General features: G+C 32.9%; 10 protein-coding genes. 9 read left to right on the top strand and 1 reads right to left on the bottom strand.

Annotation, left to right across the window (positions count from 1 at the left end; all coding sequences use genetic code 11):
- Positions 1-133: 133 nt before the first annotated feature.
- The 4 genes from OD917_RS10515 to OD917_RS10500 all read left to right on the top strand — a co-directional run bounded on the left by OD917_RS10515 (position 134) and on the right by OD917_RS10500 (position 4,052).
- Positions 134-808: a response regulator transcription factor gene (locus OD917_RS10515; protein WP_263523489.1), complete on the top strand. Its 675-nt coding sequence runs from the start codon at positions 134-136 to the stop codon at positions 806-808.
- The gene (locus tag OD917_RS10510; protein ID WP_263523488.1) at positions 792-2,192 is read left to right on the top strand and encodes a sensor histidine kinase; all 1,401 of its coding nucleotides are present in this window, start codon (positions 792-794) and stop codon (positions 2,190-2,192) included. The genes OD917_RS10515 and OD917_RS10510 overlap by 17 nt, the downstream gene beginning before the upstream one ends.
- Before the next feature lie 83 nt (positions 2,193-2,275).
- Positions 2,276-2,998 (top strand): hypothetical protein, encoded by a 723-nt coding sequence (locus OD917_RS10505; RefSeq protein WP_263523487.1) that lies wholly within the window; start codon positions 2,276-2,278, stop codon positions 2,996-2,998.
- 106 nt (positions 2,999-3,104) lie between these two features.
- A complete protein-coding gene (locus tag OD917_RS10500) occupies positions 3,105-4,052 on the top strand; it encodes a bestrophin family protein (protein ID WP_318013884.1) in 948 nt (315 codons plus the stop codon).
- Between the two features lie 218 nt (positions 4,053-4,270).
- Here the strand turns inward: OD917_RS10500 and OD917_RS10495 are convergent, their stop codons facing one another.
- Entirely contained in the window at positions 4,271-5,692 is a 1,422-nt protein-coding gene (locus OD917_RS10495) for a PLP-dependent aminotransferase family protein (protein ID WP_263523485.1), read from the bottom strand.
- Between the two features lie 107 nt (positions 5,693-5,799).
- On the opposite strand from OD917_RS10495, the gene OD917_RS10490 reads away from it, so the two are divergent.
- The 5 genes from OD917_RS10490 to OD917_RS10470 all read left to right on the top strand — a co-directional run bounded on the left by OD917_RS10490 (position 5,800) and on the right by OD917_RS10470 (position 14,189).
- Positions 5,800-6,714, top strand: coding sequence for an EamA family transporter (locus OD917_RS10490; protein WP_263523484.1), 915 nt, complete (start codon positions 5,800-5,802; stop codon positions 6,712-6,714).
- A 148-nt stretch (positions 6,715-6,862) separates the two neighbouring features.
- Positions 6,863-9,127 (top strand): acyl-CoA dehydrogenase, encoded by a 2,265-nt coding sequence (locus tag OD917_RS10485; RefSeq protein WP_263523483.1) that lies wholly within the window; start codon positions 6,863-6,865, stop codon positions 9,125-9,127.
- Between the two features lie 207 nt (positions 9,128-9,334).
- Positions 9,335-10,981 (top strand): DUF6377 domain-containing protein, encoded by a 1,647-nt coding sequence (locus OD917_RS10480; RefSeq protein ID WP_263523482.1) that lies wholly within the window; start codon positions 9,335-9,337, stop codon positions 10,979-10,981.
- A 205-nt stretch (positions 10,982-11,186) separates the two neighbouring features.
- Complete coding sequence (locus OD917_RS10475; RefSeq protein ID WP_263523481.1) at positions 11,187-13,403, top strand: glycoside hydrolase family 3 C-terminal domain-containing protein; 2,217 nt, start codon at positions 11,187-11,189, stop codon at positions 13,401-13,403.
- A gap of 138 nt (positions 13,404-13,541) precedes the next feature.
- Entirely contained in the window at positions 13,542-14,189 is a 648-nt protein-coding gene (locus tag OD917_RS10470) for a DUF1349 domain-containing protein (RefSeq protein WP_263523480.1), read from the top strand.
- Positions 14,190-14,229: the final 40 nt, after the last annotated feature.

Here is a 14,229-nt window from a genome sequence, read left to right as displayed (position 1 = left end):
TAAAAATAATGTAAAAAAGCAGGCAATAAGGTCTGCTTTTTTTATTCTTCACAATAAAATCATAATTTGCAGAAATGTTCTAAATTATGTAAATTTCAATTCCTATTTTTGTTGTATATACAAACTTCTTAAGATGAAATTACTGATAGTTGAAGACGAACCAAACCTATTATCGATATTAAGAAAAGGATTTGCGGAAAATAATAATGAAGTAAGCGTTGCTATGGATGGTAAAACTGCCATGGAGATGATTCATAATTATACTTTCGATGTAGTAATTTTAGATGTAATGCTTCCTGATGTTAACGGAATCGAAATTTGCAGAAGACTTCGCGCAGCTAAAAATTTCGTGCCAATTTTGCTTTTAACGGCTTTAGGAACATCAGAAAACATTGTTACTGGACTTAATGCTGGTGCTGATGATTATTTGGTTAAGCCTTTTAAATTTGGCGAATTAGATGCCAGAGTAAATGCTTTGTACAGAAGATCACAACAGGAAACAGAGAAAATAGATGCAATTACAATTGGTGATTTAGAAATAAACGGACGCGCAAAAACAGTTAAAAGAGATGGAGAAAACATCGTTTTAACGGCCAAAGAATTTAAACTTTTATATTATTTGGCAAAAAATACTGGCCGAATTGTTTCTAGAGATCAAATTTTAGATAATGTTTGGGATATTAATTTCGATATGAATACCAACGTTGTCGATGTATATATTACGTACTTAAGAAGAAAGATAGATAAGCCTTATTCAACCAAACTTATTCATACCATGAAAGGTTTGGGCTATGTTATTAAGCTATAATATGGATATTAGAAAAAAAATTACTTTTAATTACGTTGCTCTTTCAACCTTTAGTACTTCGCTATTGTGTATCATTGTATTTTTCTTGTTTAGAGAAAACAATCGATATCATTTTTTAAAGCGTCTGGATGATCGAGCAAAAATTGTTTCTTCTATTCATTTTCAAAAAGATCCAGAAAAGATTAAATATTACCAAAACCTTAAAAAAAATGGTCTTGAAGAATTGATCGAAGAAGAAGAATATGTATTGAAAATCAATAGCCACAATAGTTTTGATTATAATACGAATTTAAACCTTCCTAATTCATTTTACACCAATATTCTAAGTACAGGAAAAGATTCTTACGAAAGAGATAATAAATATTATTTAGGACAGGTTTTTCAAGAAAATAGCCAGAAATATATTGTAATTGTTGGTGCGAGAGATCGTAAAGGAAAAGATACGACCGTTTATATTGTAAAAATCATGCTTTTTGGCGGAATCGGTTTTGTGATTCTGGCTTTTCTATTGGGTAGATTTTTAGCAAAGCGCGTTATCGATCCTGTAGCAAGAATTACAAGAGAAGTGAAGAGAATTAGCGCTTCGAATCTTCATAATCGTTTGCCTGAAGTTAAAAATTCTGATGAAATTTCAGATTTGACGAATACTTTTAATAATATGCTGGATCGTTTAGAGACTTCTTTCGAGATCCAAGCGAACTTTATTAATAATGCTTCTCACGAGTTAAAAACTCCAATAACAACTATTATTGCCGAAGCAGAGATTATGCTACTCAAAGAAAGACAGCAACATGAATATGTAGAATCGCTACAAAATATTTACAGTCAAGCTTCAAGATTAGGGAATCTAACCGAAAGCTTGCTGAAATTGACACAAACTGGCTATGACGGCCAAAAACAAGTATCTGATATTGCACGAATGGACGAATTGCTTTTGGACGTAAAATCAGATTTAGATAAAATTTATCCAGACAATCGTGTGAGCATTAAACTTAATTTCGCTCCAGAAGATTCTAATTTGCTGTTATTGCCATGTAATAAACCACTTTTAGAGCTGGCAATCAATAATATTATTACCAACGGAGTGAAGTATTCTGATAACAACGAAGTGTTCGTGAATCTTTCTGCTAATCGAGAAATGATCAAAATCTCGATTAATGATATCGGAATCGGAATTCCACCAGAAGATATTCCGCATTTGTATGAACCTTTTTTTAGAGGAAAAATTGCGGCCAAATATATTGGTTATGGTTTAGGACTTCCTTTAGCATCAAAAATCATTAGAATGCATGATGGCGAATTACAAGTGCAATCGGAACAAAATAAAGGTACAATCGTTACCATAATCTTTAAAAAAGGCAACATTAAAAAATCTAATGTTTAATTTTAGAAAATTCTAATTTTAGATTAATGTCGCTCTAAGTTGTTGATAGTTAATTTGTAAGTATAAACTAAACGATTATACTTATGAAAAACTTTCTTATACCAACGACTTTAAAAGATGATACAATTTCGGCTGTAAAATCTGCGGTGAATCAGTCAAAAAATACTGAATCAGAAATTATTTTAGTATTAGTTTCAGAAGCGCCAGATACATTTTCTTCTTCTAGTTTTTTACGTGAAATGAGATCTGGACTTACAAAAAGCCAGGAAGAAGTTCTAGAAACCTGCCGTTATATTATCGACCACACTCCAAATACTAAATTAAAAGTTCACAATCAATACGGACTTTCAGCGCCTCTTTTTAGACGTCTTATTGAGGCTTTCTCAGTAAAATTGGTCATTCTTACACATTCTTATAAGCAGGAAACCAAAAGAATTCATCAATATTTGATTCAATTGGCTGGAAATCAAAAATGTCCAATTCTGCATTTAAGTACAGAAATTAATAAAGAAGTCTTTAATAAAGCACTTTATGTAGAAAATTCAAGCCGAAATATTCATGTAAAAGATGTACAAGAATTTTTGAGTGCGAATTTCTCTTTCGAAATTGTAAGCCAAACGTCTAGTTTTGAAGACAACTACGAAAATGTTGCTCCATTTTTATCAGAAGCCATTTCAAAACACAACATAGATATGTTGGTAGAAACGAGAAAAGGCGAAAAAATCAAATTTAAAAAAGCCAAAAAAGAAAATGTCAATGAAAAACTTGGACTTCCAGTTCTTTCATTGTACGAAGAGATGGTTTAAGAGTTTGAGATTCTAAGCTACTAAGACACTAAGCTTCTAAGTTTTTTAATTCTTAGAAACTTAGAATCTTGGCCTCTCAAAAAAATATTAATTTAAAACCGAAAATATGTTGTTAAAGAAAAGAATACCAATGAAGTACGTTCTCGGGAAAATTAAAGTAGAAATCGCTCTAGTATTGGCGTATACCATACTATTTGAAATTTTTCATCATTATTTCATCAATCTTCCCGTAGATATTCCAATTGCAATTCCAACCATGATTGGAACTATTATTTCCTTATTATTAGCCTTTAAATCGAATCAGGCTTATGACAGATGGTGGGAAGCACGAATTGTTTGGGGCGCTGTTGTAAACGACTCCAGAACATTGATCCGTCAAGTTTTGACATTTTACGAAGATCCAGATTTTTCTGTTGAAGCCAGTGAATTCAAAGAAAATTTTGCAAAAAGACAAATCGCATGGTGTTATAGCCTTGGGCAGTCGCTTAGAAATAGAGACGCAATAAAACCGCTTGAAGGTCTAATGAATGAAGAAGAAATTAAATACATCAAAAACCATCAAAACGTTCCAAATGCAATTTTAATGTTGCATGCAAGAGATTTGAGAAATGCAAAAAACGAAAAAAGGCTTAATGTTTATCAGCAAGTTGAAATTGATAATACATTGTCCAGATTATGTGATGAAATGGGAAAATGCGAGCGTATTAAAAACACCATTTTTCCAACAACATACAGTATGTACATTCGATTGACATTATGTTTGTTTATTTTATTATTGCCTTTCGGATTAACAAGTGTTTTAAGCTGGTTTGCAATTCCGTTGATTACTGCAATTGGTGCAGCTTTCTTTTTGATTGAAAGAATGGCAATTCATTTGCAAGATCCGTTTGAAAACAGACCTACAGATACACCAGTCACAACAATTGCAAATACAATTGAAAAAAATATCAAGCAAATGCTGAACGAATATCAAAGCGAATTTGATATTCTGAATGAATTTGACTTAAAAGACGAACCTAAGAAAGTCGAAAAGGACGCTTATTTTGTCTTATAACTATTTAATTTTGGTCTTCTTTTAATTGTTGGTTGGACAGCGAGTAGTTGCGCTGTCCAACTTTTTTTATTATTTAAACACATAGAAACATAGTTTTTTGGATGTAAAAAAGGCGTTTCACTTATTTGAATGCACATAGCTATGTGTGAGAAACTAGTTTCTTTCTTTATTCTTTTTCATAAAAAATAAAATCTATGTTTCTATGTGTTTAAAAGATTTTATAATTGTTTCGCCAATCTCCCCAATGTCTGAATAGCTGTTCTTAATTCATTTGACCAAGGCAATCCAAAACTCAATCGCATACAGTTTGAAAATTGATTCTGAAACGAAAAAATCCTTCCAGGCGCAATGCTAATATTATGTTTGAGCGCTAAATGATAAAAAGCCGCTGTATCAATTTTTTTATCCAGTTCTACCCAAAGGAAAAATCCACCTTGAGGCTGACTCACTTTTGTTCCTGCAGGAAAAGATTCTAAAACGGTATTGATATAATTCGTGCAGTTTCGATTCAGAATTTGACGAATTTTTCTCAGATGATTTTCATAACGGCCATTTTTCAAGAAATCTCCAACCACCTCATGTGTGATAGTTGTGTTGGAAATGGTATGATATAACTTCGTTCTCAAAACCTCTTTTTTAAATTTCCCTGGCGAAACCCAACCTACGCGATAACCAGGTGCCAAAGTTTTAGAAACAGAACTGCAGCATAAAACGATTCCGCTTTCATCATACGTTTTGCAATTAGTTGGTCGGCTTGTGCCAAAGTACAAATCACCGTGAATATCATCTTCAATTAACGGAACATTATAGAAATCCATTAATTTCACAATCTCTTTTTTATGCTCATTCGGTAGCATACTTCCAGACGGATTACTAAAATTACTCATCAAAACGCAAGCTTTTACTTTGTTTGTAGCAAGTGTTTTTTTTACTGCTTCCAATTCAATTCCCGTTGTCATATTGGTAGGAAGTTCCATTACATACAAACCTAATGATCGTGCCAATTGCAGGATTCCAAAGTAAACAGGACTTTCAGTAATTATGGTGTCTCCAGGTTTGGTTAAAGTCAGTAAACAATCTGAAATTGCAGAGATACAGCCAGGAGTCGTAATAATATCATCTTCAGTCAAAGAACCGCCCCAAGTAAAAGACCAACGAGCGATTTCTTTTCTTAAATTGCTATTTCCTTCAATTTCCTCATAACTCGTTCCGCTATTGGGTAATTGGCGCATTGCTTGAACCATTCCTTTATTGAGTTTTGCAATTGGAAGTAATTCGTTAGACGGAAAACCAAGCGAAAGCATAGTAATATCTTTTTTTCGCATATCGCCGTAGACTAAATCAACTAAGTCTTCACGTTCAATATTTTCTAAGCTTAAAATTGGGGTGCTGGCAGAAGGTTCTGGAATAACTCGTGCAGAAATATTACTTACATAATAACCAGATTGCGGTCGTGCTTCAATTAGAGAACGGCTTTCAATTTCATAATAAGCCTTACTTACAGTGCTCATGCTGTATCCCGTTTCGGCACATACTTCGCGTATAGAAGGCAATTTATCACCAACATTTAAAATGCCCGATTTAATCTGTTTCTCGATTCGGTCAGCAAATTGTAGATATAAGTAATTCGAATTTTTCATAAAAATAAAAACTGTTATGCTGCAATTTACAAAAACTGTATCTGTATTGCTGTTTTATTTTTAAGAAATTTGCTTCATCAAAGAAAACAATTCAAAAAAGCAATTTTGTGAAAACAACAAAATATTATATCGCGGCGATTTCAGCCTTTGTTACATGGGGACTTTTCAGTTTGGTTTTAAAGCCAATACATGATTATCCGTCATTGGATATTTTGTTTTTTCGTGTTTTCAGCTGTGGTATTTTAATGCTTTTGATTGCTTTTTTATTCAAAAGAAAACAAATAAAAGAAACCATTGAAATTTTCAAAGCTTTACCGAAATCAGAAAAAAGAAAATCGATTCTGCTGAATATTGGCGGAAGCGCATTTTTGATGGCTAATTGGTTTACTTTTATTTATGTAGTGAATCACGTCAGCGTAAAAGCGGCTTCATTAGCCTATTTGGTTTGTCCAATTTTAACAACTTTGTTAGCTTATTTTATACTGAAAGAAAAACTGCTAAAAACACAATGGCTTTCTGTAGGATTAAGTATTTCGGGCTGTATATTGCTTTCATACAACGATATAATGGATATGTTTTTTAGTATCATTATTGGGTTAACTTATGCCGCTTATTTAGTAAGTCAGCGTGCCAATAAAGGTTTTGACAAGTTTATCGTTTTGACGTTTCATATTACATTGGCTGCGTTGTGTTTATTGCCATTTTATCCAAGTTATGGAGGACCAGTTCCAACGGAATTTAAATTCTATTTCTGTATTGAAACAATTGCAATCTTATTTACAATTGTACCGCTTTTCCTGAATTTGTACGCACTTTCCGGAATCAATTCTTCAACAGTTGGAATGTTATTAAACATCAATCCGATGATCGCGTTTGGATTGGCAGCCTTTGTTTTCAAAGAGAATATTTCGCCTTTACAAATAACAGCATACGGAATTATTTTTGCTGCTGTGTTAGTTTTTAATTCACATCATATTTTTGCAATGAAGCAAAAAATGACCTCAATATCCAAAGGTTCTTAATTCTTAGTTTTCATATTTTTTATTGGTTTAAAATCGAAAATTATCAGAATCTTAACAGGATGTTCAAACAGGAATGAGTATTTTTCATTCCTGTTTTTTTATGCGATAACGCGAAAAAAAAATCTAAATCCAAACCGAATCTATTCATATGAAAAATACCAAACTTCAAGCCTTTACTCCGTTATTTTATTTAGTGTGGTCAGATGATTTACTGACACAGAAAGAATTTGCAACCTTAAAAGAGTTTATAAATTCCTTACATGTTTTATCTGAAGAAGAAAAAGAATATTTGCTCTCTAAAGCAGATATTTCAAATCCCCCTTCGCGAAATGAACTCACACAATGGAAATTAGACATTGAAAAAAGTATTCAGGATACCTCTTCGATCAAGTCGATTTTTGATATTGCAAAAGCACTTTCAGGAACCGATTTGGATTTAACTCCAATCGAATCAGATTTCAAAAAACTGGAAAATGATTTAGGGATTTTAGGTGAAGAAGCACTTCAAAACTTTAAAACCAAAGCTGGTTCTTTTACTGCAAATTCTCATACGAATGCCAGTTTTGATATTCGGAAAATTACTCAAATTTTAGATGGAAAAGAAGCTGCCATAATTAAAAGAGTAAAATCGGTTATTTCGAGACCTGAATTTGCTTATGAAACTTCTACAGATATTAATGTTTTCAGAGAAACGGTTTATAAATGGTGTAAAATTCTAGCCGATGAAAATCTTGGAAGTATGGCGTATCCGGAAGAATACGGAGGAGGAGGGAACGTAGAAGATTATTTTGCTATTATGGAAACCTTAAGTTATCATGATTTGAGTTTAGTAATCAAATTTGGCGTTCAGTTCGGACTTTGGGGAATGAGCGTTCAATCTTTAGGAACAGAAAAACATTATGCTAAATATCTAAAAGATATTGGTTCACTGAAACTTCCAGGCTGTTTTGCCATGACCGAAACGCATCACGGATCAAATGTAAAAGGTTTAGAAACTACAGCGACTTATAATCATTCAGATCAAACCTTTACGATTCATACGCCAAATAAAAACGCCCAAAAAGAATATATTGGCAACGCAGCTGTTCATGGACAAATGGCGACTGTTTTTGCTAAATTAATTATTGATGATCATGATTATGGCGTAAATGCTTTTGTGGTTCCGTTACGCGATCCGAATGGGAATGTCGTAAACGGCGTGACAATTGGCGATTGTGGTCATAAAATGGGATTAAACGGAGTTGACAACGGAACAATTAGTTTTGATAATGTGGTAATTCCGAAAGAAAATATGTTGGATCGTTTTGCTTCAGTAAATGATAAAGGCGAATTCGAAAGTCCGATCCCGAGTGATAACAGAAGATTTTTTACGATGTTGGGAACTTTAGTTGGAGGAAGAATTGGGATTCCGCGTTCAGCTTTAGCGGCAGCTAAATCTGGATTGACAATTGCCATTCGCTACAGCGATCAAAGAAGACAATTTGGACCAGAAGGCGGTTCTGAAGTTCCAATTTTAAACTACAGAATGCATCAACGCAGATTATTGCCACATTTGGCTAAAACTTATGCGGTTCATTTTGCGCTTCAATATTTAACCAACAGATTTTTGAATAGAACAGAAGCTGAAATGCAGGAAATCGAAGCTTTGGCTGCCGGAATGAAATCCTATTCCACTTGGAGCACAAGAGATATTCTGCAAGAATGCAGAGAAGCATGCGGTGGAAAAGGTTATTTGTCTGAAAACCGAATCAATGCACTTAAAAATGATACAGAAATCTATACGACTTTTGAAGGAGATAATACAGTTTTGATGCAATTAGTGGCTAAAAATCGTTTAGCAGAATTCAGAAAAGCATTTGGAGAAATGGGATCGTTGGGAATTATCAATTATGTGTATGAAAATGCAAAAACAGCCATTGCAGAAAAGAACCCAATTGCAACTAGAAGGACAGATGACGAACATTTATTAGACGGAGAATTTCATCTTCAGGCATTTGTTCACAGAGAAAAAACAATTTTGGCTTCTGCGACAAGACGTATCAAGAAATTGATCGATGGCGGATTAGAACCTTATGATGCTTTTAATGTCGTGCAACACCAAATGATAGATGTGGCACAAGCATATTTGGAAAGAATAGTTTTAGAGCAATTTCAAATCGCAATAAAAGCGGTTGAAGATGAATCATCAAAAGCGATTTTAACTAAATTGAATCAGTTGTATGCACTTTCACAAATCGAAAAAAACAAAGCTTGGTATCTTGAAGATGGTTACATGGAAGCGGTTAAAACCAAAGCAGTTCGTAAAATTGTCAATCAGCTTTGTTGGGATATTCGTCCAGATGCTGTGGCTCTTGTAAATGCTTTTGATATTCCCGAAAGCTGTTTATCAGCGCCAATTGCAGCTCATATATAGTTTTGAAAATATATTCATAAATAAATGATTTCGAGTTTGATAAAGTCAAAACGAAATCATTTTTTTTATAGATAAGGCGTTTTGTAATTATATTATTTATAACAATAGTAGAAGAATTATCTTTTAGTACATTTTAACCATAGCTAAATAATTCGTTTTTTATATTTTCGCTTTGTTATATTTGTAATTCCTTTATATTAAATCGACTTGAAAAAATATTGCCTATTTCTGTTTCTTATCATATTACACTTTCCAGTTTTTGCATCGGAAGGTACCGATGTTATTTTAAAAGAATTAAATGAGGCGATTAAAAATAAACAGCATTATGTAAAGATTAAAGAAGAACGAATTCAAAACTTCAAGAAGATAAAATCGGAGAATCTTACAAAAGAGCAGGAGTACAATTACAACAAAACATTATATCTTGAATATCAAAAATTAAATTCGGATTCGGCTATTCAATATGTAAAAAAGAATCTTAAAATTGCCGAAGAACTTCAGAACAAAGAACTTTTTAATTTAGCACAATTACAATTGGTAACGCTTTATTCTTCGTCAGGAAAATATCGCGAATCTGAAGCTCTTTTAAAAAGCATTAATAAAAAAAGTTTAGCCACTTCATTACTTCCAAACTATTATATTTCGTATCGTGAGTTTTTCGAACATTATGCTGCTAACAGTTATAGTCCAGAATACAGAAAACAAATTGGTAAGTATCGAGATTCATTATTAAGTATTCTAAATCCGAATACGTTAGATTTTAAAATTAATAGGATTCAGCAAGATATTTTTATTGACAGAAAATACAATGATCCCAAAAAGCAATTAGTAGCTTTATTAAATAAAACAAACGAAGAAAGTCCACAATATGCAATGATTACCTATTTGTTAGGAAAAATTGCAGAAGCTACGCATGATTTAGAATCCAGAAAAAAATACTACGCACTTTCTGCAACTTCGGATATTAAAAATGCCAATAAAGATAATGCTTCATTGCAAGAATTGGCTTTGGTTTTTTACGAAATTGGAGATGTCGATATGGCATATAAATTGACGCAATCGGCAATTGAAGATGCTTTGTATTGTAATGTTCAATTTAGAACTTTATTAATGTCAGAAGTATATTCGATTATAAATACGGTTTATCAAGAACGCGAAGCACAACGAAAAAGCGAATTGCAGATTTATTTGCTTTGTATTAGTTTGCTTTCTCTGTTTTTGCTTGTTGCAATAATCTACGTTTACAAGCAAATGAAAAAAGTGTCGAGAATTCGAACAGAACTTTATGAAACTAGTCAGAAATTAGCAGAATTAAACAAAGACATTACCGAAACAAATAGCCAACTTCAGGAAAGTAATCTGCAATTGTCTGAATCTAATTTAGTTAAAGAAGAATATATTGCCCATTTCTTCAATCTTTGTTCGACTTACATCAATAAGCTGGAGAATTATCGTATTATCTTAAACAAAAAAGCAACCGCAAAGCAATTCGACGAAATTTATAAAATATTAAAATCGACTACTTTGGTTGATAATGAGTTAGAAGAATTATACAAGAATTTCGATATTATTTTTCTGAATTTATATCCAACATTCGTTAAAGATTTCAATGCTTTATTAATTCCAGAGGAACAAATCGTTTTAAAACAAAATGAATTGCTAAACACAGAACTTCGAATTTTTGCTTTAATCAGACTCGGAATTACTGACAGTGTTAAAATAGCGGCATTTTTACGTTATTCTTTAAGCACAATTTACAACTACCGTACAAGAGCTCGAAATAAGGCTGCAGTTTCACGAAATGATTTCGAAGAAATGGTCATGAAAATTGGCTCAATGGCTTTGAAAGTATAAATATTTATTTTAAATCCACTACTTTTTTTAGGGTTTAAAAAATGTTAATCAGTTGTAAATCAATATTTTGATTTTTTAATTCACTACTTTTTTTGGTTTAAAAATGTAACTTGTACGATAACGTTTTAGTTTTACAATATGATAAAAAAGTGTTTTCTTAGGAAGACATTCCCACTTATAAACTAATGCTTTAATAATTACTGTTATGTTGAAAAACGTTAAAACAATTGTTGTTTTACTTTTACTAAGTTCTTTGGGGGTGAATGCCCAGAACAAAGTTCCAGTTTATCTAGACGATAAAAAACCGATTGAAGAGCGCGTAGAAGATGCGCTTAAGCGAATGACTACCGAAGAGAAAATTGCCATGATTCATGCGCAGTCTAAATTTAGTTCTCCAGGTGTAAAACGTCTTGGAATTCCAGAAAACTGGATGACTGATGGACCACACGGAATTCGTACAGAGGTAAAATGGGACGAATGGGATCAAGCAGGATGGACAAACGATTCTTGTATTGCTTTCCCTGCACTTACAGCACTTTCATCAACTTGGAACAAAGAATTGGCTTCTTTATATGGTAAATCTATTGGAGAAGAAGCACGTTACCGTAACAAAAATGTATTATTAGGGCCTGGTGTGAACATTTATAGAAGCCCATTAAACGGTCGTAACTTCGAATATATGGGAGAAGATCCGTTTTTAGCAGCAAAAATGGTTGTTCCCTATATTAAAGGAGTTCAGTCAAATGGGGTTGCTGCTTGCGTTAAACACTTCGCTTTAAATAATCAAGAAACAAATCGTAACTCAGTTAACGTAATCGTTGACGATCGTGCGTTATATGAAATTTATCTTCCTGCTTTTAAAGCTGCAGTTCAAGAAGGTGATGTTTGGTCGATTATGGGATCTTACAACAAATACAAAGGACAACAATGCTGCCATAATGAATATTTATTAAACGACATTCTTCGTGGAGAATGGGGTTTCAAAGGAGTTGTAGTTTCAGATTGGGGTGGAGTTAACGATACTAAACAAGCGATCCACAACGGTTTGGATATGGAATTTGGTTCTTGGACAAATGGTCTTTCTTGGGGAACAAGTAATGCTTATGACAACTATTATTTAGCAAAACCATATTCTGAAATGATCAGAAAGGGAGAAATCGGAACAAAAGAATTAGACGAAAAAGTACGTCGTATTTTACGTCTATCTTTCTTAACTACAATGGATAGAAACCGTCCTTTTGGATCTTTTGGAACTGAAGAACACGCTTTAGCTGGCCGTAAAATTGCTGAAGAAGGAATTGTTTTATTACAAAACAACAATAATATTCTTCCAATCAATCTTTCTAAAACTAAAAAGATTGCTGTAATTGGAGAAAATGCTATTAAAATGATGACAGTTGGAGGAGGAAGTTCTTCGCTTAAAGCAAGGTACGAAATCACGCCGCTTGAAGGTTTAAAGAAAAAAATCGGAAACCAAGCTGAAATTGTTTATGCAAGAGGTTATGTTGGAGATCCGACAAGTAACTATAACGGAGTTATCGCTAAAGTAAGTTTAGAAGAAAAACGTCCTCAAGCTGAACTAACTGCTGAGGCTTTAAAAATTGCTAAAGATGCTGATATTGTTCTTTTCATTGGAGGTTTAAATAAAAGCGAAAATCAAGATGACGAAGGTCACGATCGTAAACAATTAGAATTGCCTTATGGTCAAGATAAATTAATCAACGAATTAGCGAAAGTAAATAAAAACATTGTTTTCGTAAATATTTCTGGAAATGCAGTAGCAATGCCTTGGATTAAAGAAGTTCCTGGAGTTGTTCAAGGATGGTTTTTAGGAACTGAAGCGGGAAATGCTTTAGCTAATGTTTTAGTTGGAGATGTGAATCCTTCTGGAAAATTATCTTTCACTTTCCCAGTAAAATTGTCTGATAATGGAGCTCACGCTTTAGGTGAATTCCCAGGTGGAAATGACGTAAAATACAATGAAGGAATCTTTGTTGGATACCGTTGGGTTGACAAAAACAAAATCAAACCATTGTTTCCTTTTGGACACGGTTTAAGCTACACGACTTTTGCTTACGGAAAAGTAACTGCTGATAAAAAGCAAATTAATGCTGGAGATAAAATCACATTTTCAGTTAATGTAAAAAATACAGGTAGCAGAGAAGGATCTGAAGTGGTGCAATTGTACATTACTGATGTGAAATCTTCTTTAGTTCGTCCGATCAAAGAATTAAAAGGTTTTGAGAAAGTAGCTCTTAAAGCTGGAGAAGAAAAAACAGTAACGTTTACAATCGATAAAACGGCTTTAAGTTTCTTCGACGATAAAAAACATGACTGGGTTGCAGAACCTGGTGATTTCGAAGCAATTATTGGAGCTTCATCAACAGATATAAAATCTAAAGTGAACTTCTCACTTAAATAAGTTTTTTATTTCTAAAAATTGGTTGGTTTGTAAAGCTGCAAGTGTCAAAATTTGCAGCTTTGCTTTTGTCTTCAAAAGTTAGAGGTTAAAAGTAAAACGTTAGAAGTTTTACTTTTTGAAAATTAAGGATCAAATAAAATGAAACGAATATTATTTTTTACAATTGGACTTGTTTTGTGCCAAAATATTTCAGCACAGAGCCTGAATAAAATGCAATGGTTTAATGAGCCTGAAAAATGGGAAATTAAAAACAATGCATTAATTATGAATGTTACTGCAAATAGCGATTATTGGAGGATTTCGCATTATGGATTCACAGTTGATGATGCACCTTTTTATTACGCTAATTATGGAGGCGAATTTGAAGCAAAAGTTAAATTGACTGGAAATTACATTGCTCGTTTTGATCAAATGGGATTAATGATTCGTATTGACGAAAAAAACTATATCAAAACAGGTGTGGAGTTTGTTGACGGAAAATTCAATGTTAGCACAGTTGTTACACACGATAAAAGCGATTGGAGTGTAACGACTCTCGATAAAGTACCGCCATTTATTTGGATTAAAGCCGTTAGAAGATTAGATGCTGTTGAAATATTCTATTCTTTTGATGACAAAAACTACATCATGACTAGAAATGCTCCTTTACAAGATAACACGCCAGTAATGGTTGGCTTAATGGCCGCTTCTCCAGACGGAAAAGGCTTTGAAGCGAAATTCGAAAACTTCTCTGTAAAACATTTACCTGATCAAAGAAGAACAGAATGGCTTAAAAATCATCAATAATAATTGTTAATTGTAAATTATCAATTATTAATTCAATTAA

Origin of the sequence: Flavobacterium sp. SH_e (genome assembly GCF_025717045.1) — a bacterium.
Classification (GTDB): domain Bacteria; phylum Bacteroidota; class Bacteroidia; order Flavobacteriales; family Flavobacteriaceae; genus Flavobacterium.
Note: the sequence above shows the minus strand (reverse complement) of the source record. Positions and strands in the feature narration are given on the sequence as shown.

Coding starts and splice junctions, on each gene's coding strand:
- OD917_RS10515 (WP_263523489.1), top strand. CDS start 134: ATGAAATTACTGATAGTTGAAGACGAACCAAACCTATTATCGATATTA.
- OD917_RS10510 (WP_263523488.1), top strand. CDS start 792: ATGTTATTAAGCTATAATATGGATATTAGAAAAAAAATTACTTTTAAT.
- OD917_RS10505 (WP_263523487.1), top strand. CDS start 2,276: ATGAAAAACTTTCTTATACCAACGACTTTAAAAGATGATACAATTTCG.
- OD917_RS10500 (WP_318013884.1), top strand. CDS start 3,105: ATGTTGTTAAAGAAAAGAATACCAATGAAGTACGTTCTCGGGAAAATT.
- OD917_RS10495 (WP_263523485.1), bottom strand. CDS start 5,692: ATGAAAAATTCGAATTACTTATATCTACAATTTGCTGACCGAATCGAG.
- OD917_RS10485 (WP_263523483.1), top strand. CDS start 6,863: ATGAAAAATACCAAACTTCAAGCCTTTACTCCGTTATTTTATTTAGTG.
- OD917_RS10475 (WP_263523481.1), top strand. CDS start 11,187: ATGTTGAAAAACGTTAAAACAATTGTTGTTTTACTTTTACTAAGTTCT.
- OD917_RS10470 (WP_263523480.1), top strand. CDS start 13,542: ATGAAACGAATATTATTTTTTACAATTGGACTTGTTTTGTGCCAAAAT.